Source organism: Sporosarcina sp. P37 (assembly GCF_002109365.1).
Taxonomy (GTDB): domain Bacteria; phylum Bacillota; class Bacilli; order Bacillales_A; family Planococcaceae; genus Sporosarcina.
The window spans coordinates 413,807-433,387 of the sequence record NZ_CP015349.1; the positions used below are offsets into that span (position 1 = coordinate 413,807).

Consider the following 19,581-nt stretch of genomic DNA (forward strand, 5'->3'; position numbering starts at 1 on the left):
CAATTCCAATAGATCAGTGCAAGATTTTACATGCGACTTTCGATTTCACGCCATACCTCATCCATACCAATCCCTTTTTCGGATGAAAATAAAATTAATGGATGATGCTTTTCCATATCTAACGTTGTACGGACAATCTTTTTATGCTTTTCCCACTTGCCTTTAGGGATTTTATCCGCCTTCGTCGCAATGACGATCGTCGGGATGTTATAGCTCGCAAGAAATTCATACATTAGGCAGTCATCCGCGGATGGCGGGTGACGCAAATCGACAATCTGTATGACGGCACGCAATTCTTCACGAGACATCATGTACTGCTCGATCATTCCGCCCCATTTACCGCGCTCTGATTTTGATACTTTTGCGTAACCATACCCAGGCACATCGACAAAGAATAATTGTTCTTCGATTTTATAGAAGTTAAGCGTCTGGGTCTTTCCAGGTTTAGATGAGGTGCGGGCCAGACTTTTACGGCCGATCATTTTATTGATGAATGAGGATTTACCTACATTTGAACGGCCTGCCAATGCAAATTCCGGGTAGCCTTCTGTTGGATATTGTTCCGGTTTGACCGCACTCATAACCATTTCTACGTTATGGACTTTCATTTCTTTTCCTCCAAAGCGATATCGAGTACTTCCTGAGCATCCGACACGAGTTTAAATGTTAATTCTTTTCTAATGCTGTCAGGTATATCATCCAAGTCACGTTCATTATCTGACGGAATAATAATCGTGCGTAATCCCGCACGGTGTGCACTTAGTGTCTTCTGCTTCAAACCGCCGATGGGCAGCACACGTCCGCGCAAAGTTACTTCCCCTGTCATGCCGACTTCACGTCTGATTGGGCGTTCTGTCAAAGCGGACACGAGCGCAGTGACTATTGTAATACCCGCCGACGGTCCATCTTTTGGCGTGGCGCCTTCTGGAACGTGAATATGAATGTCCCATTTTTCATGGAAATCAGGTTCGATATCAAACGATACAGCTTTTGAACGAACATAGGATAATGCAGTCTGTGCCGATTCCTTCATGACGTCGCCAAGCTTCCCTGTCAGCAGGAGTTTGCCCTTTCCGGGTGACAGCGACACTTCAATCTGAAGTGTATCTCCGCCAACTGCTGTATAAGCAAGCCCTGTTGCCATTCCGACCTGGTTGACCGTTTCCGCCTGTCCGAAACGGAAGCGTTTTTTGCCTAGAAGAGATTGCAGTGATTTCGGACTCACTGTCAGGCTCTTCTTGTCGCCTGCCAGAATCTGACGCGCGGCTTTACGGCAAATGCTCGCAATTTCGCGCTCAAGTGAGCGCACACCCGCTTCACGCGTATAATAGCGCACGACTTCAAGTACTGCATCCTCTTGAAAACGAACCTGAGATTTCTTCAGTCCGTGTTCTTTCATTTGTTTTGGTATGAGATGATTAATTGCAATCGACTGTTTTTCCTGCTCTGTATAACCTGGTATTGATATCACTTCCATTCGGTCACGCAGCGGTCCGGGAATAGCTCCCAGATCATTCGATGTCGCAATGAACAGTACGCTAGAGAGATCATACGGCTCTTCTATATAATGGTCGCTGAATGTGCTGTTCTGTTCCGGATCCAATACCTCGAGCATTGCGGATGACGGGTCACCACGGAAGTCATTAGACATTTTATCGATTTCATCCAGCAAGAATACAGGATTGATTGTGCCTGCCTTTTTCATACTCTGAATAATACGTCCCGGCATAGCCCCCACATAGGTTCTGCGGTGTCCGCGGATTTCCGATTCGTCACGAACGCCGCCAAGTGACAAACGGACAAATTCACGGCCGAGTGATTCGGCAATCGAACGGGCCAATGAAGTTTTACCCACTCCTGGCGGTCCGTCCAGACAAAGTATCGGTCCCCGCAAAGAGTTCGTCATCTGACGAACAGCCAGGAATTCGAGAATACGTTCCTTCACTTTTTCAAGTCCTTCGTGATCGCGATGTAAAATTGCTTCTGAACGCGCTAAATCCAGCTGATCCTCTGTTGCATATGTCCAGGGCAGCATGATGAGCCATTCGATGTAATTACGGATGATTCCGCTCTCCGCAGAAATCGAAGGGATTTTTTCATAACGCTCCAGCTCACGCTCGGCAGTTTCTCTCACCGATGGCGGCATATTAGATTCTTCAATTTTCTTCGTCAGTTCAGATACTTCCAGACCTTTTCCGTCTTTATCGCCGAGCTCTGTCTGAATGGCTTTTAATTGTTCGCGCAAATAGAACTCTTTCTGCGTACGTTCCATTGCTTCCTTGACGCGCTCGTTGATTTTCTGTTCCATTTCCATAATTTCCTGCTCGTTATACATACGGCTGATGAGCCATTCTAACCGTTTTGGCACATCCGTCATTTCAAGCACTTCTTGTTTCGCAGTTAATTTTAACGGCAAATTGGATGCGATCATATCTGCCAGTCTGCCTGGTTCCTGAATGCCTTCAACAGTTTCTAATGTCTCGTCCGAAATACGCTTGCTGTTTTTCGCATACCGTTTAAATTGTGCAACGAGCGAACGCATCAGCGCTTCATCTTCTACATCTTTTTCATCATTTTCTTCGTAGCATGCGGCATTGACGACCGGATACAAATCAGCTTCTTTATATGAATTCCATGAGGCGCGGTGTAAGCCTTCAATTAACACACGATATGTGCCGTTTGGCAGCTGCGTTATAGATTTGATATTGGCCAATGTGCCGATTTTATGCAAATCTTCTTTTTCCGGATTTTCCAGAGTCAGATCTTTCTGTGTGGCCAGAAAGACTTTATGATCTCCGGCTAATGCATGTTCTATTGCAAAAATGGAGCGTTCCCGGCCAACGTCTATGTGTAATAGCATCGTCGGATAAACAATCACTCCGCGAAGTGGCAATAATGGGATGTTCTGCTCTTGAATCGTCGGCATGATAAGCCACCTCCAATAAATTATGTATGTATATGTAGGACATGCAGATGAAATCTTATGTAAGAAAAAGCCGACTGCCGAACGTATGAGATACGCATCGGTGGAGCCGGCTTTTTTGCCATTTCGGCGTTATGCGGTATTTTTTTCGTTGCCCGGTTCAAATATCGTACCGTCTTCTTTATATAAAATCGGCGTTGATTTGCCAAGAACGGAATCTTTTGTAATGATACATTCCTTCACTTCTTCAAGTGACGGCAGATCATACATTACATCCAGCATGATATTTTCAATAATCGAGCGTAATCCGCGCGCACCTGTCTTGCGTGCAATTGCTTCTCTTGCGATTTCAAGCAATGCATCTTCTTCAAAACGAAGAGCTACATCATCAAGTTCGACCATCTTCTGGTATTGTTTTACAATCGCGTTTTTTGGTACTGTCAGGATTTGATACAATGTATCAACGTCCAGCGAATCCAATGTAGCGATAACCGGCAAGCGGCCGATAAATTCCGGAATCAGCCCGTATGACTGGAGATCCTCAGGAATTAATTTTGCCAGCAGGCTTTCTTCTTCATCAATTTCCTGAGTGGAATCTGAACCGAAACCGATGACTTTACGTCCGATGCGGCGTTTGACGATATCTTCTATACCATCAAATGCTCCCCCAACAACAAACAGGATATTCGTTGTATCAATTTGCAGGAACTCCTGATGCGGATGCTTACGTCCGCCCTGCGGAGGCACGCTCGCAACTGTTCCTTCGAGAATCTTCAGTAAAGCCTGTTGAACCCCTTCACCTGAAACGTCACGTGTAATCGATGCGTTCTCAGATTTACGGGCGACTTTGTCGATTTCATCGATGTAAATAATTCCTCTTTCAGCCTTATCGATATCAAAGTCTGCTGCCTGAATCAATTTCAGAAGAATATTTTCAACATCTTCCCCGACGTATCCCGCTTCAGTCAGTGAAGTGGCATCTGCAATAGCAAATGGCACGTCCAGAATACGAGCCAGCGTCTGCGCCAGTAAGGTTTTACCGCTGCCCGTTGGTCCGATTAAGACAATATTTGATTTTGCCAGTTCGACGTCATCAATTTTACTGCCTGAATTTACACGTTTGTAGTGATTATAGACAGCTACCGCAAGTGATTTCTTTGCGCGATCCTGACCGATGATGTATTCATCCAGAATGCTTTGGATTTCCCTTGGTTTCGGAACGTCTTTCAGCTCAAAGCCTTCTTCAAGACCTACTTCTTCTTCGACGATTTCCGCACAAAGTTCAACACATTCATCACAAATATATACCCCTTGACCTGCCACTAATTTGCGGACTTGCTCCTGTGACTTTCCGCAGAAAGAACAGCTCAGGTTATCGTTTTCATCATTAAATTTGAACATTATGCTCACCCCTATTCAAGTGAATATACTACAAGATTACCATGACTTAATCAACTATTTAGAACTTATTGACCGACAGAAGCCGGTCAGCTATGTATGGATATATGCCCTAGCTTATGGAGTTTCCTTAAGACTATACATGAAGTTCTTCATTTAAGAAAAACAAGGTACGGGCAAACCGTACCTTGTGTAATCTATATATGCTGACTCAACCATTTTACAGTTGCTTCTGCCGCTGCGCTGCTCCGGTTTCGGACGAAAGATTCAACTCTGAATCTTTCCAGCTGCCCAGCACTGCAATCAACTTGGCATTCTGTTTGCCAGTATTTCACAAGAAGAATTCAGTTCAACTTATATAGAAAGTCAGTCGATGATTTTTGCGTTATCAACAAGTAATTGTACTGTTTTGTTGAAGCGAAGATCGTTTTCAAGTACAGTTGTGCCGCCAAGAGTTGTCTTGATCTGCTCCACTTCCATACCGAATTGCTCAGACATTTTTTCAAGTTCTGCATTAATTTCTTCTTCTGGAACCTCTACGTTTTCAGCAGCTCCGATTGCTTCAAGTGTCAATGACACACGAACACGGCTTAGTGCGTCGTCCTTCATTTGGTCGCGAAGAGCCTGCTCATCCTGACCAGAGAACTGGAAGTAAAGATCCAAGTTCATGCCCTGCATTTGCAGACGCTGTTCGAAGTCTTGCATCATGCGGTCCGTTTCTGAATCAATCATCGCCTGCGGAATATCCATTTCAGCGTTGCTTGCAGCCTGTTCTACTAAATCGTCACGAAGAGCTGTTTCAGAATCATTCTTTTTCACTTCTTCAGCTTCTTCTTTCAACTTTGTGCGCAGTTCTTCAACTGAAGAAACGCTCTCATCGATTTCTTTTGCCAGCTCGTCATCAAGTTCAGGAACTTCTTTAGACTTAATTTCATTTACTTTCACTTTGAATGTAGCAGGTTGTCCAGCTAATTCTGCAGCGTGGTATTCTTCAGGGAATGTAATTTCGATGTCTTTTTCTTCACCTGTTTTCATTCCGACTACTTGCTCTTCAAATCCAGGGATGAATGAACCAGATCCAACTTCAAGATCGTAGTTCTCAGACTTTCCGCCTTCGAATGCTTCGCCGTTAGCGAATCCTTCGAAATCGATTGTAGCTGTGTCGCCTTCTTCAACAGCACCGTCTTCTTTAACAACCATTTCAGCAAGACTTTCACGGCGCTGCTCAAGTTGTGCGTCTACTTCTTCATCTGTCACTTCAACCGGCTGACGAGTTACTTCAAGTCCTTTGTATTCGCCAAGCTTCACTTCAGGCTTTAATGCGATAACAGCTGTGAATACAACCGGCTCGCCTTTTTCAAGCTTTTCAATGTCGATTTCAGGAGCTGCGATTGGTTCCAGGCCAGCTTCCTCTACCGCTTTAGAGTACGCTTCAGGAAGTACGATATCGATCGCATCGTTGTAAAGCGCTTCTTCTCCGTACATTTTGTTGAACATTTTGCGCGGCATTTTTCCTTTACGGAAACCAGGCGCTTGTACTTTCTTTACTACTTTTTTGAACGCTTCGTCCATTCCTTCGTTAAAACGTTCTACGGAAACTTCAAATGTCAGTTTCCCTTCACTGCCTTCTAATTTTTCCCATTTAACTGTCATATGTATGACCTCCAAATCATTTGCATTACTCGTATTTTTATCTTAATCAAATATACCTTCGCATAGTGGTGTCTGAATTTTTCTATGTGTACTAAAAAATCTTCGCTACCCTTTGAAGGTTTTATCCGGATTCAGCTAATTTTGTTTCGCCTGTAATTAGCGCGAACATGGCTGAAGCCAGATAAGCAGTTGACAACCATTTTAGTATAACATAGTCTATTCATCTTTCAAGAATTAATCACTGTCAGATTTCCATTTCTTCGTCTACAGAACGTATGAACGCAAGCAACGGTGATTCTTCAGCCTGCCTGCCGTACAGCAGCTGTTTTGTATAAGCAACGTATGCTCCCGCCACTTCCTCTGCTGTGTAAGGCCCCCAGTGAAACGGAAACAGCAGCACGCTGTATTTAAGAATCAGATTAACGACGAGTTCACTGGCAGTCGGATCTTTCTCAAATTGGGACTTTGCGAGAAACTGCACTTCGCCTAGGAATTGATCTTCTTCAGGAGATACAAGCCTCGACGGATTGGTTTCCGTTTCAAAATGATATTTACGGATAGCCAGTGATTCCTGGTATCCGATTTGCTGCAATAACATCAAAGCGTATGTCTGTACGATGGGTAATGAATCTGCCGCTTCAGTCACTTCCACTAAGAGGGGAATATACGGCTGCAGCTTCTGATGCTGCAGAGACAATAAAAATTCCTGCTGCTCCATTGCATTCATTTTTTTAAATGCCTGGGCAGTAAGCGGAGGCTCCTCTATAGCTGGTTCTTCGTAGCGGTCAGACAGACGTTTATTGAGTTCGCGTAAATATTGAAACTTCTGCAAGCTGTGGGGCGGAATGATTTCTTTTTCCAATAAACCTTGAATCGTCAGCTCCACTTCATCGTATTGCTGTAATTGAATGGAAATGGATAAGTACAGCTCCAGAAGCTCTATGTAGTCCCCCGCCTGATTTTGCATTGCGAGAAGTGCAAACTTTTTTGCCCGCTGATAATCTTTCGTTTCATAAAGGGAGATGGCCATTCCGTCCAGCACAGAATAGTCTTCTGGATCAATTTCCAATATGGATTCGAAATGAAGAATAGCCTCTTTATGAAGGTCACGTTCCATCGCCTGTTTTGCATCCCTATGCAGTCGTTCGAGTGTACCTGGAAAGACAACCACATTTCCTTTACTAATCACTTGTCTTCGCTTTTTCTGCACTGTGTTCACCTGCCTGCTTTGTTAACTTTCACTATATCACAGCCGCAGAATCGGATTCCACTCAGCCGCAGTGAAAAACATCACACGATTACTTATGCGAATTGTCCGCAACATACCACTGCCGTACGTCTGCTTCACAGATGACAGGCAGTTCGGCAGTTGTCCCAATAAACTCCCCGTCTGTATGACATCCTATTTTCCGGTCGGCTTTAATGATGAACTTCCTGGCCTTATAAACAGAAACACCGCGAAATCGGGTATGACTGCCATTAAAGACCGTCAAAAATACGGCAAGAAATTTGATCAATGAAATCGAATGAACCACGGTTAGTTCAAATTCTCCATCATCATAAACGGAGTGGGGAGAAATCTTCATACCGCCTCCGTAATACTTCTGATTGCTGACCGTAATCATCCAGACCTTTTTAAAATGCCGGGTATCCGGGCCAATTTGCACGGCAGCAGAGAAAAGTGTAAATGTAAGCAGTGAATGTACGACAGTCAATGCATATACAACACTTCCGAGCTTCCACTTGTTCAGCAGATGTTTGACAGGCGAGCGGCTGACTGCAAGTGAAATATCCGCATCCAAACCAAAACCGCTGCTGCCTGCGAAATACCGCTTGTGCCCGTCTTCCAATTGGACAGAACCAAAATCTACTGCCTTTCGTTTGGGCGACTTTGCAGCTGCATAGTTCTGAATGTCAGCCAGACGTGAAAACGCAGGAAATTCTCTGACAAAATCATTGCCAGAGCCCGCTTTCATGACGCCGATTGTCACATGGGCAAAGCCCGCCACCCCATTCAATACTTCATGAATTGTGCCGTCTCCGCCGATAACGACCAGCAGCAGAGCTTCATCTGATTTCTTCGCCAGCTGAAAAGCCAGCTCCGTCGCGTGACCGCGGTATTCTGTCAAGTCGAAAGGATAGACATTTTCCTTCTTGAGTTCAGCCCACACTTTTGCACCTTTACCGTCACCCGCCTGTTCATTGATGATGAAATGCACATCCATATGCCACGCCTCTTTCACAAACCGTTTCCACTATAGTAGCAGACTGACAAATCACTTACTAGAATGATTGTCAGATCATTTGATACTTCACGAGAAGACTCGCGCTGACCGTAATCGTACCCGGCTCAATCGGCGTAGTTCCTGTATCTGCCATGGCCATTGCGCGGAAAGCAATAGGCTGCGTCGTATGCTGTTCTTCAACTTTTACAGGAATTGGGCGATTCGGCAGCTTCAATGATGTACCGATGGTCACCATTTTTGTCTCAGCGTCTTGCAGCGCGAGTGCCAGAGCTTGCTGATAATACATATCCTGCTCCTGGATTTTAAATTCGATGGAGCCGATTTGGTTGGCGCCGTTTTTGACTGCCAAATCAACCAGTTCACCCGCTCTTGAGAGATCATCGCTCGTGACGCGTATCGAGTTGATCACCTCATAGCCCTGGAAACGCTGCTCACCATTTATATATTCATAGACAGGACGAATTTGAAAGTCAATTGTTTGAATAGAGTTTTCTGCGACGCCTGCCGAAAGAAGCGCCTGAATTACCTGATTCATCCGCTTGGCGTTCTCTTGCTGAATTTCTCCGAGCTCGGTGCCTCTTGATACGACGGACAAAATGATATGGACAGTATCAGGAGAAACTTTGACTGCACCTTCACCAAAAACAGTTATTGTACGAGTTTTCTCTTCATTATACATACGGCACACTCCCCTTTTATGATTGCTCTTACTTCTATGCAACTATGCTGCCGTTTCATACCTCATTTTTACTACTCTGTTTTCAATCCTGGCCGTTTGTTTGATTATGGTATTCAATGTGTCTTCCAGGCCAGAATATGGGCTTAACTTCTGAGGAACTCACGAATCTCGCAAAATAAATAAAAAGAAATCCGGATATCAAATGCAGATATCCGGATTTCTTTATTGTGTCAGGCAAAACAGGTGCTGCTGTTTTATAGCCCCGCAACCTTGATGATTTCTAAAAAACTTTAAAATGTGATGAAACCTTTTTGTACAGCAAATCCGCCTAATGTGAATAAGGCGATGACGACGAGTGTAATTATGAATAATCGATTGTTTCTGTCCAGGATGTCACCTTTTTCTCTATCAGTTAGAGTATTGTCTGCAGTATTTTCATTCTAACGTATTAAGTTTGAGATAAGCAATGAATTTTTCATCCGTTTACGTATGTATCGTCGCGCTGACAACAAGCAATGTCACCGGCTTCTCGGTTTCGTTAAACCAGATATGCTCTTGCATGGAGTCAATATGAAAAGATTCATTTGCATAAAACGTATCCGAATAATCCTCCAAAATCACTTTTAGCTGTCCCTCGAGTATATAGACAAATTCTTGCCCTTCATGCGCATAAGGGTGCGTATGTGATTCACCTGGTCTCAATTCAATTCTTGCCGGATAAAACAATGGTTTTTCCATATCTCCCACAAGATTCGTAAAAGTGAAATTCGGCTGATCTGCCGTTTTTTTAATCGTCTGCTTCTTAAGCGGTGATTTTTCCTGCGGCTCTTCAAAAAACAGATTAATATGTACACCAAGTGCTTCCGCAATTCTGCGCAATGAAGTGAATGTTACAGAACTGACTCCGCGCTCCACTTGTGAAAGAAAACTGACGGATAAGCCGCTTTTTTCACTTACATCTTTCAACGTATATTTATTCATTTTCCGAATACGGTTAATTTCTTTTCCTAATTCTGCATCCATTTTCATCCATCCCTTGCCGTGTACTCCCTCTCGCTTTATTCTATCATCAAAACAACTGAACATTCACTACATTCTATGCAGACAGAAGAAAAGATTCCTGAAATTTCTTCAAGAATCTTCTCTCCATTCATAAGTTATTTTGAACTTAATACTTCAGGAAGCCATGTAGCCAGCGCTGGGAATAGGATGAAAATAATTGTCGCAATCAACTGAATGATAATAAACGGAACGGTTGCCCGGTAAATTTTCTCGATACTGACCCGCTCCCCGACTGCACTTTTTAAATAGAAGATCGCGAATCCGAATGGCGGTGTCAGATACGCCAATTGCAGGACTACCATGAAGACGACACCCCACCACAGCGGATCAAATCCTGCATCTGCAATGATTGGTGAAATAATCGGAGCCGCCAACATGATAAGTGCCATCGTTTCTAGAAACATACCAAGTAATATAATGAATGCCAGCGAGAAAAATAAAATTCCCCATTTTCCTCCTGGTGCCATTTGAGCCATTTCGGATACAAACCGATTGCCTCCTACACCTGAGAAAACTGCTGAAAATGCAGCGGCACCGATCAGGATCCAGCCTACCATCCCGGTCATTTTCGTGGATTCTTTCAAAGCCAGATTAATTTTCGGCAAATTTAAACGTTTCGTAAACAGTCCGATTAACAACGTGCCCAGCACCCCGACAGCCGCTCCTTCAGTAGGAGTGGCAATTCCTGTGAAAATCGATCCGAGCACAATGACGATTAAGATCATTGGCAGAATGACGGATTTCGTAGCCAGTAATTTCTCACGCATCGAAGCACGGTCTTCTTTCGCTAAAGCCGGCGCCGCTTCTTTATTTTTATACGCACGGAATAATATATAGGCAATAAATAAACCGATTAAAATGAATCCCGCTCCCAAGCCTCCGGCAAATAAACTGGACACCGATACGCCCGTAATGGCACCGTACACGACCATATTCAAGCTCGGAGGAATAAGCTGTCCGAGCGTGCCGCCTGCCATAATTGAACCCAAGCTCAGCGATTCATTGTATTTATATTTCATCATTTGCGGTAATGCAATCAGTCCAAGGCCGATGACACCGGCAGCGACTACCCCTGAAATCGCACCGATAATGGCACCTACTAAAATAGTTGCTATTGCGAGTCCGCCCCGCAATGCGCCTGACCATTTATACACCGCGTCATACAAATCGGTGATAATGTTTGATTTCTCCAATAACACCGACATCAGAATGAATAATGGAATCGCAATTAATGTGAAGTTGTTCATGACTCCCCACACAGCACTCGTCAAAAGACTCGTACTGTCAACGCCCCACATCATTAAAGCAAAGACTGCGCCGACTGTCGATAATGCGAATGCAATCGGGACACCTAAAAACAGAAGCAGCAGCAAAAGTACAAACATCGCAACTGGGGCATATTCAAATAGCAGAATCATCTGTATAGCCCCCTTTTGCGATTTTATATATTTCAGCCCAGGCCTGCAGCCAAATCAGAAAACCACTGAGCGGAATAAACCACTTGAACCACCAAATTTGCGGATTGAATGAACTTTGATGTGAAGAATGCTCCATAATCATCGTAGATTCAATTGCCATAATGGAACCGCGATAGATTAAGAAAGTGGTGACGAAAATAACCAGCAGCATGGCGAAAATACCAAAAACCTTATTCCATCCCGGTGACAGCAATCGCGGAATAATATCTACCGCAATATGCCCTTTCACACGCAGCACCTCAGCACCTGCCAGCAGTATTGATATTCCATAGATGAAAATCGGCACTTCGAATCCCCAATCGGGTGCATCGTGCAAAAATCGCCGCATAATAATGGTATAGACAACGATAAGTGTCAGCGGAATCATCAGATAACCTGCGATTCTACCGGCGATGGACGACATTTTTTCTATAATAGTTATAATAGGATTCATGAAGCCACCGCCTATTCTTTATAGCCTATTTTTTTAGCTTGCTCGGTGTAACCGAGTTCCGCAAGCAGGTCAGCATATTGCTCCACGTACTCTTTACTGGCTTCACTTTTTTCTTTATAATCGTTCAATAATTCGAAGCCTTTTTCACGCATCTTTTCTACATCCTCATCAGGTAATTGAATGAATTCAATCTTAGGATTGTTCATCCATTCTGTCTTCGCTTTTTGACTTTCCACACCGTATGCAATTGCGGATTCATAACGGACTTTGTCTCTTGCTACCAGAACAATTTCTTTTAAATCATCAGGCAGCTCTTCCCATGATTTAGGGTTTGCAATTAACTCTTTATCAGAACTTGGCCCTACATGCAGGGCGGGTTCCGTAATATATTTCGATACTTCATCCAATCCCATTTCCCCATTTACGAGATAATCATTAAATTCAGCGGCCTCCACTGTTCCAAGCTGTAAGCCTGTATAGATTTCAGGAGCAGATAACGATATAGCGGATGCACCCAGCTTTCCGTAAAACAGACTCGCAACCCCTGCTGCCCGAATGTTCTTTCCTTTAAAATCTTCTATCGAGCGGATTGGCACCTGGGACATCAGAATTTCTTCCGGCGCATAATCGAAGGCACCTAAACTTTTGATTTTATGTTTTTCGTAGGCTTTATCCATAATTGGCTGAAGCTTTTCTGAACGGTAGAAGTGTTCTTCAAAACCTGAAATAGGATCACCGGGAATTGTGCCGCCGCCTAGGGCAAACACTGGATCTTTTCCTGTCCAAAAACCCGTGTAGACAGCTGCGACATCCACTACGCCGTTTTTCACCATATCAAATGTTTCATTCGTCGGGAATAATATATTCGCGCCGAAAGGTTCAATCAGTAACCGACCGCCGGACATTTCTTCTACTGCTTTTACGAACGGCAGAATTGTCCCGTCATAACGTGCAGTTCCGGGTATTTGATGTGTGACCATACGCCACTTGTACACCCGCTGTTCACCTTCGGGGATTGTCTGATTCAGCTGGCAGCCTGACAGAACCAGTAGAATGATAAGCAGTAAACTAGCGAGCGGCATAAATTTCTTTGACATAGTACTCCTCCTTTGGAATCGCTTACATTCAGATTATTGCGTGTAGTTAATCGAATATTGCTATTATAATTACAGTGTGAGTGTAAAGTCAATGAATTTTTTCTTTCTCACCGTAAATTTCAAGTTTATTCAAGCAAGCAAATAACTGACTCATCCCTTGGTCTTTATATCAAAAAAATAAAAAACAAAAAAGCAGTCCCGAAAGTTGTGTAATTCCAACTTCCAAGACTGCTTTCTGCACAAAGGCCGTCTGTTTTTTTAGTCACTGCCTTCATTTAATTTCGTTCTTTAGCTGCTGCAAAAATTCTTCCATAAAGTGATGGCGTTCCTCCGCAAGCCGGGTGCCTTCTTTTGTTACCATTAAATTTTTCAGCAATAATAATTTTTCATGGAAATGTGTCACGGTTGCCGTTTCTTTTGTACGATATTCAGATTCTGACATATCCATTCTGGCTTCTTCCTGCTGATCGTAGAGCTTCCTGCCGCGCGCTCCGCCAAATGCAAATGCACGGGCAATCCCTACTGCACCAATTGCATCAAGGCGGTCGGCATCTCTTACAATAGCACCCTCTATGGATGTAATGTCTTTTGCATTACCGCCGCTGAACGATACACTTTCAATCGCCGAAAGAACTTTATCTGTAACCGATTGTGCTGCGCCTATTTTTGTCAGCAGCTCTACTGTCGTCGCTTCATGCATATCTTCATACTTCGCATCTTCCACGTCATGCAGCAGCACCGCCAGGCGGACAACCAATTCATCTGCTGCCGGTTCTGTCGCTAAAATCTTTTCGGCATTTTTCATTACTCGGTCAATATGATCGAGATCATGACTTGCATCAAATTTATCGTAGATTCCTGAAACTTCTGTTCTGCACATTTCAATCATTTCTTTCATTGGCAGCATTTGATCACTTCCCCTTCTTTTCCATTAGTTATATGCGAAAACATACAGGAAAATCAATCTGTATGCAGTACTGACGAAATTCTGAAAACAAACCTGCCAAAATTAGCTCTCATTCCTCTCAGTAATCGTAGTGTACAATATTTTACACACGCTGTCAGAGAGCAGTAATTCTTAAGCCCCCACTAAAAATAGACAGACACTTTGCTGTTGCATTCACCTAATCCATTATGATCTTTTCAATTTATATCAGCCGTAAGCAATACTTACAAATCGTCATATTTTCTAAATCACATACTTAGTATAAAGCGTTAACAGAAAAAAGCGTGCAGGAAATGATTCAAAAAACATAGAAATCATTATTCCCAAACAATTTCCGGCAAGGAATAAACCTGCGACTATTTCTGTTGACAATTTGTCAACAACGCTTTATTATTTTGGGAGTGAAGAATTTTTTTCGTAAAGGGGGAGCCGTGTCATGTCAGAAGAACGTCTTGGTCTTTCGATCGGGCAATTATTGCGGAATGTATTGCAGGAACGCTCATTGTCTATGCGTAAACTAGGCGAACTTACCGATATTGATACAGCGACCATCTCCCGTATCATCAATGACAAAAGAAAAGCAACGCTCGATCATTTAGAGAAGTTTTCTACAATATTGGAGATCCCTCTTGCCAAGCTGCTTCAGGCTGCAGGCTATCCTGTAGAAAATGAAAAAACGAGTGAATCTGCTTATGATGAAACGATTCAGCAACTGGCCGACACGTCAGGACTTCTGTCTGCCAATTTTTCGATTGAAAAAGTGGAAGATCAGCTGGCAGGTTACAAAGCGTATGTTCAGACGAAAGAAGGCAGAGAAAGAATTTTACATGACTTTGAAATGAAATTAAAAATTGCCGGCGGTGTAGGGCCTTTCGTCGATCAATTAAAAGAATTGTATAACCGATTTAAGATGCGGGATGCGGCTAAACGGGATCTTGCCGTCATCGGCAGCGCATTATTGTACTTTATCGTCCCTGTAGATGTGATTCCTGACTATTTATTTGCAGTCGGATATCTGGACGATGCAGTAGCTGTGCAAATCGCTTCAAGTGTACTAACCAAGAATTCATAATCAGATGAGTAGGTGTCAAAATTGGAAATGAGAGAGAAAGAAAAGAAGAAAAAGAAAAAACTGAAGAGAAAATATAAACGCCTGTTATTCTTTGTATTTACGCTTCTTTTATTGGCTGGCGGAGGTTATGTGGCAGCACAGTATACAAGCGGTCTGTCATTCGCGAATAACAGTACGATGAATGAAATCCATACAGAACTCAGCGACAGCAGCAATACATTCGAGGAGTTTGAAGGAGCCGAGGCACAATTCGGCGAAATCAACGTGTTGCTGATTGGAAATGATGCAAGAGGAGACGAAGACGACTCACGATCAGATGCATTAATGATCGGCCATTATAATCAGTCCACGAACCAAGTAAAGTTAGTTTCCCTCATGCGCGATACATACGTCGAGATTCCGGATCACGGCATGCAAAAAATCAATGCGGCCTTCTCACTTGGCGGACCTGAACTGGTGCGCAAAACGATTAAGCATAATTTCGATGTTGATGTGCAGTATTATGCAATTGTGAATTTTGAAGGCTTTTCAAAAATCGTAGATGTCATTGCACCCGACGGTATTGAAGTGGATATTCCATATACTATGTCGCACGGGCTGGGCTTGACGCTGGAACCCGGCCAGCAAAAACTGAACGGTGACCAATTGCTTGGCTATGTGCGTTTCCGCCATGATATCCACAGCGACTACGGGCGGGTGGAGCGCCAGCAGGAAGCGTTATCGAAACTTAAAGACGAAGCGATGAGCATACAGACACTCGTCAATTTGCCGAAACTAATGGGTGTCATCGAACCGTATATTGATACAAACATTGACAGCAAGACTATATTCACAATCGGTAAAGGAATGATTACCGGAGGAAAGGACAATGCACTCGAATCATTGCGTATTCCAGTGGAAGGTTCTTTCGGGGATCTGCGCACAGATGTTGGGGCTGTGCTGGAGATTGATTTGGCACAAAACAAACAAGCGTTACGTGAATTTTTATCTGTTGAAGATGAAAACGAAGAACCGACTGTTGAAGATGAAGAACCGGCTGAAGAATTCAAAATAGAACAGCCTGCCAATGAAGACCTTGAACAAGATCCGCAATATGATGAAAATCAAAAATACAAATATGACACTGAAGGATATCTTTCCCGCGAAAGATATTATGAAGAACCTGCAATATAAGTAATGACTGCACAGCTTGAACTATGCATGCAAATCCATTACTTGCAGGTCCCCCTTTATTGCTAAGATAGTACTAATAAAACGAAGCTGTCCGAATTTTTCCGGACAGCTTCGTTTTATTCAGAGAGACTGCACCTTAACGTGAAATATCCTTTTGGGCAGTCACAGCAGCACGCCAACTGAATTTTATTCAAATGTCTCCGAAATGCGAATCTGATAACATCGCCCGATACAACGAAGAAGGTCATCGGATTAAATGATCATCATAACTTCTTTACGTAAATAACACTTTTCTGCTACTTCATTTATTGCCATAGGTACGTCCCAGAAGGGATTCGAACCCCCGACCTACGCCTTAGGAGGGCGTTGCTCTATCCAGCTGAGCTACTGGGACAAGATAATACATGGGAACGCCTTTAATTCAGACAGTGAATCAAAGTGTTCCCATGAATGATTAATCATTAGCCGTGCCGTCATAATCTTCATTAAACCATAATTGCTCATCATCATCAACGTCGCCGTTATAGTTAATCAAAATTTCTTCCCCTGCCTTAATATCTTTATAGGCAAAGAAATCAAATGTGTGGTTATCAAAATTAATATCATAGGTTGCGTTCGGTTCATACGAGTGATTGAACAGCATTCCGTAGCCAAGCAGGATGGCAGTATGGTTTACTCCGTACTCAAAAGCATAGTCTGCCAGTACGGTTTTTTCAATATGCTGGTGATCTTCGTTTGGGTAGGCAATGACAGGAGCTGCGTGCAATAGCTGCCCTTTTTTAATATCGCAGGTAGCGAATACCCCTCTGTTGTTTTCTCCATCACCAATGGGAGAAAGCTTTACTTCTATTATGTCTTTCACCTACTCGCTTGTAAATTATACTAGGCAAGTATAACATTATTTGGAGCAAATTGCTCTTTTTTTATTATTTTATAGCCGATGCTGCATCAATCTTTTTCACAGCGGCTTTAATCTGCTTTCAATTTCTTCGCGGCGATTCTCCAAAAATGGCGGCAATGCCAGACTTTCTCCCAAAAACTCCAGCTCTTCATCTGTGTCAAAACCCGGTCCGTCTGTCGCCAATTCAATCGTCAGGCCGTTCGGGTCTTTCAAATAGACGGAACGGAAATAATAACGATCCACGTACTGGGAGTTCGGAATACCATTTTCATTCAATTTATCAATGAATGCATGTAATTCTTTCTCGTCTTCCACACGCAGGGCAATGTGATGGACACTTCCTCTGCCCGGACGTTCTCTTGGCAGGTCTGTTCGATGTTCCACATGTATTTCGGCACCCGTACCGCCTTCAGCAGTTTCATATATAACGATATCCGGCTGACCTTCCGTTTCTGAAGGATAGCTGCCCTTTTTATGGAACCCTAAAATATTCGTCAGCAGTTCATCCGTTTCTTCTGCATTTTCTACTGTCAGACGGGAAGGACCCAGCCCGATGATGCCGTACTCCTGCGGGACAGGACTCTTCTCCCATGGCACACCGCCTGCCACCCCTTCATTATGTTCGTCCGAAACTAAAAGCAGCCGCTGACCTTCAAAATCCGTGAAAGGCAAAACAGACCGGCCTGCCTGCTCCCGGATTTCTTCATGCGATACATGGAATTCCTCAAATCTGGACTTCCAATACACTAGCGCCTGATCAGTCGGCACACGCAGTGATGTTAAAGAAATACTGTTGGTCCCTTTATATGTTTGTCCCGCAAGCGGTATTTCAAAGAACGTCACATCAGTCCCCGGATTTCCTTTCTCATCTGCGTAAAACAAGTGATACATGGAAGACGAATCTTGGTTAACTGTTTTTTTAACAAGCCGCATACCTAAAATATTCGTATAGAAGTCCAAGTTTTTCTTTGCATTTGCAGTAATAGCCGACATATGATGCAGTCCTTTAATTTTCATCATAACTCCTCCTCGTATTTTAATTTCTTCAACAAAGCATGAAGCTGTTTTTTCTCATCTATAGTCAAATTTTTAAATTGACCGGCCTGAAAATCTTCTTGTGCCGGTACTACTTCCTGAAATAACGCCTTGCCGGATTCAGTCAGTGATAAGTATTTCGTTTTCCACTCTTGTTCCCGTTCAATTATATTCATGCGTTCCATCTTTTGAAGAAGCTTAGTGATATTGCCTTTTGTCACAAATAACTTTTTACCAAGCTCTTGCTGAGAAATTTTCGTATGACTCCCTACCTGTACCAAAACATCAAACTGTGCAGCGGTTAAGCCCCATTTTTTCAAGTGCTGATTGGACAGGCGAATGCTTTGATTGTAAATCCTCGACAGACGGAACCATAACAGTAAATCTAGACGATTCGATTGTGAATCCATGTTTGCCCCCTGACTCCAATTACGTGGTTTATTACTATTTATCAGTTTACAGGTGAACTGACGAGCAGTCAAACTCTTTGCTTAGCCGAGAGCCTGCAGGTAGATTCTGCCATACACTTTCATGTATTATGGAGGCATAATTAAAAAGCGAGGTAGTTTATATGATGAATAAAAAACTATGGTGGGCTGCAGCTGGAGCAGGTGTCTTGCTTCTGCTGCTGATCATAGCAATTGTGAATATGAAAGAGCCCGCTGTCAGCACAAAAAAGGACGTGCCGCCAAGTGAATCTGCCGCCGCTGGAACTGCTGAAGAGAACTCCATTGAACTGCAAGAGCCTGTGAAAGAAACAACAGACTCAGAGGAGAGAAAAGAACCCGCTGCTGCACCTGCTGACTCCAATCCAAACCAGACAGAACAGCCGTCATCTGTTTCGGCCGAGGATAAACCGGCGGCGGCTCCTGATAAAACACCGGTCCAGCCGGCGACACCGCCTGCAGCAAAAGAGCCGGAATCTGCGCCGTCTTCGCCTATTAAACCGGGTATGTATCAAGTCGGAACAGATATTGAGCCGGGAGAATATATTGTTTTCTCTGATGGGATCACGCTTCTTGAAAACACGAAAGATCAAACGGGAAATCCCGAAAGTATTGTGTTTAATATAGCTCTCGATGGCCGTTCCCATACGTATGTAACGCTGCAGCAAGGGGAATATTTCAAGCTGCAGGGAGGCGAAATGTACCCTGTTTCCAGCGCGCCTGACTTGCAGCCGGCAAACGGTGTTTATACTGACGGACAATATAAAGTCGGAACGGATATTCCTGCAGATGCATACAACCTCATAGCGGACGATAAAAACGATATTGGATTCTATGAGATCAGCAAAGACAGCAGACAGGATATGATGGATCTCTTGGTCAGCGACGTAGTCGAGGGAGAAACAAAAATCACTGTGTCAAACGGACAATACCTCACCATTCGAAATGCTTATATAGAAGTAAAATAAAAAAGAGACTGGGACATAATATGAAAAAAGCGTAAAGGAGTTTATTCATCCATTACGCTTTTTTTATGTCT

The 19,581-nt window shown here is 43.5% G+C and carries 18 protein-coding genes and 1 tRNA gene; 3 read left to right on the forward strand and 16 right to left on the reverse strand.

Annotated elements, in window-relative coordinates:
- Positions 1-26: 26 nt before the first annotated feature.
- The 12 genes from yihA to SporoP37_RS02345 form a co-directional block, all read right to left on the reverse strand.
- Entirely contained in the window at positions 27-608 is a 582-nt protein-coding gene (yihA, locus tag SporoP37_RS02290) for a ribosome biogenesis GTP-binding protein YihA/YsxC (protein ID WP_081242138.1), read from the reverse strand.
- The gene (gene lon, locus SporoP37_RS02295) at positions 605-2,926 is read right to left on the reverse strand and encodes an endopeptidase La (protein WP_085430147.1); all 2,322 of its coding nucleotides are present in this window, start codon (positions 2,924-2,926) and stop codon (positions 605-607) included. Before lon ends, yihA begins: the two co-directional genes overlap by 4 nt.
- 129 nt (positions 2,927-3,055) lie before the next feature.
- Positions 3,056-4,324 (reverse strand): ATP-dependent protease ATP-binding subunit ClpX, encoded by a 1,269-nt coding sequence (gene clpX, locus SporoP37_RS02300; RefSeq protein WP_081242140.1) that lies wholly within the window; start codon positions 4,322-4,324, stop codon positions 3,056-3,058.
- A 363-nt stretch (positions 4,325-4,687) separates the two neighbouring features.
- Positions 4,688-5,974 (reverse strand): trigger factor, encoded by a 1,287-nt coding sequence (gene tig, locus SporoP37_RS02305; RefSeq protein ID WP_081242141.1) that lies wholly within the window; start codon positions 5,972-5,974, stop codon positions 4,688-4,690.
- A 244-nt stretch (positions 5,975-6,218) separates the two neighbouring features.
- The gene (locus SporoP37_RS02310; protein ID WP_198160045.1) at positions 6,219-7,193 is read right to left on the reverse strand and encodes a hypothetical protein; all 975 of its coding nucleotides are present in this window, start codon (positions 7,191-7,193) and stop codon (positions 6,219-6,221) included.
- Between the two features lie 79 nt (positions 7,194-7,272).
- The gene (locus SporoP37_RS02315) at positions 7,273-8,199 is read right to left on the reverse strand and encodes a diacylglycerol/lipid kinase family protein (protein WP_085430148.1); all 927 of its coding nucleotides are present in this window, start codon (positions 8,197-8,199) and stop codon (positions 7,273-7,275) included.
- A gap of 70 nt (positions 8,200-8,269) precedes the next feature.
- A complete protein-coding gene (locus SporoP37_RS02320; protein WP_085430149.1) occupies positions 8,270-8,899 on the reverse strand; it encodes an SIMPL domain-containing protein in 630 nt (209 codons plus the stop codon).
- Positions 8,900-9,382: 483 nt separating this feature from the next.
- On the reverse strand, positions 9,383-9,922 hold the full coding sequence (locus tag SporoP37_RS02325) for a helix-turn-helix domain-containing protein (RefSeq protein ID WP_081242150.1): 540 nt from the start codon (positions 9,920-9,922) through the stop codon (positions 9,383-9,385).
- A 134-nt stretch (positions 9,923-10,056) separates the two neighbouring features.
- Positions 10,057-11,379 (reverse strand): TRAP transporter large permease, encoded by a 1,323-nt coding sequence (locus SporoP37_RS02330; protein ID WP_081242151.1) that lies wholly within the window; start codon positions 11,377-11,379, stop codon positions 10,057-10,059.
- Positions 11,363-11,872, reverse strand: coding sequence for a TRAP transporter small permease subunit (locus tag SporoP37_RS02335; RefSeq protein ID WP_081242152.1), 510 nt, complete (start codon positions 11,870-11,872; stop codon positions 11,363-11,365). Before SporoP37_RS02335 ends, SporoP37_RS02330 begins: the two co-directional genes overlap by 17 nt.
- 11 nt (positions 11,873-11,883) lie before the next feature.
- Positions 11,884-12,969, reverse strand: coding sequence for a TRAP transporter substrate-binding protein DctP (gene dctP / locus SporoP37_RS02340; protein WP_081242153.1), 1,086 nt, complete (start codon positions 12,967-12,969; stop codon positions 11,884-11,886).
- 271 nt (positions 12,970-13,240) lie between these two features.
- Positions 13,241-13,867, reverse strand: coding sequence for an HD domain-containing protein (locus tag SporoP37_RS02345; RefSeq protein ID WP_081244719.1), 627 nt, complete (start codon positions 13,865-13,867; stop codon positions 13,241-13,243).
- Between the two features lie 484 nt (positions 13,868-14,351).
- On the opposite strand from SporoP37_RS02345, the gene SporoP37_RS02350 reads away from it, so the two are divergent.
- Together SporoP37_RS02350 and SporoP37_RS02355 are read left to right on the forward strand one after the other, a co-directional pair.
- The gene (locus tag SporoP37_RS02350) at positions 14,352-14,987 is read left to right on the forward strand and encodes a DUF1232 domain-containing protein (protein WP_081242154.1); all 636 of its coding nucleotides are present in this window, start codon (positions 14,352-14,354) and stop codon (positions 14,985-14,987) included.
- A gap of 27 nt (positions 14,988-15,014) precedes the next feature.
- Entirely contained in the window at positions 15,015-16,160 is a 1,146-nt protein-coding gene (locus SporoP37_RS02355; protein WP_085430150.1) for an LCP family protein, read from the forward strand.
- Between the two features lie 320 nt (positions 16,161-16,480).
- Here the strand turns inward: SporoP37_RS02355 and SporoP37_RS02360 are convergent.
- From SporoP37_RS02360 to SporoP37_RS02375, 4 genes are all read right to left on the reverse strand, one after another.
- Positions 16,481-16,554, reverse strand: a tRNA-Arg gene (locus tag SporoP37_RS02360).
- 60 nt (positions 16,555-16,614) lie between these two features.
- Positions 16,615-17,013: an SET domain-containing protein gene (locus SporoP37_RS02365; protein WP_081244720.1), complete on the reverse strand. Its 399-nt coding sequence runs from the start codon at positions 17,011-17,013 to the stop codon at positions 16,615-16,617.
- Between the two features lie 105 nt (positions 17,014-17,118).
- On the reverse strand, positions 17,119-18,078 hold the full coding sequence (locus tag SporoP37_RS02370) for a ring-cleaving dioxygenase (RefSeq protein WP_085430151.1): 960 nt from the start codon (positions 18,076-18,078) through the stop codon (positions 17,119-17,121).
- Positions 18,078-18,506, reverse strand: coding sequence for a MarR family winged helix-turn-helix transcriptional regulator (locus SporoP37_RS02375; protein ID WP_085430152.1), 429 nt, complete (start codon positions 18,504-18,506; stop codon positions 18,078-18,080). The genes SporoP37_RS02370 and SporoP37_RS02375 overlap by 1 nt, the downstream gene beginning before the upstream one ends.
- A 164-nt stretch (positions 18,507-18,670) precedes the next feature.
- On the opposite strand from SporoP37_RS02375, the gene SporoP37_RS02380 reads away from it, so the two are divergent.
- Entirely contained in the window at positions 18,671-19,510 is an 840-nt protein-coding gene (locus SporoP37_RS02380) for a hypothetical protein (protein ID WP_085430153.1), read from the forward strand.
- Positions 19,511-19,581 lie beyond the last annotated feature (71 nt).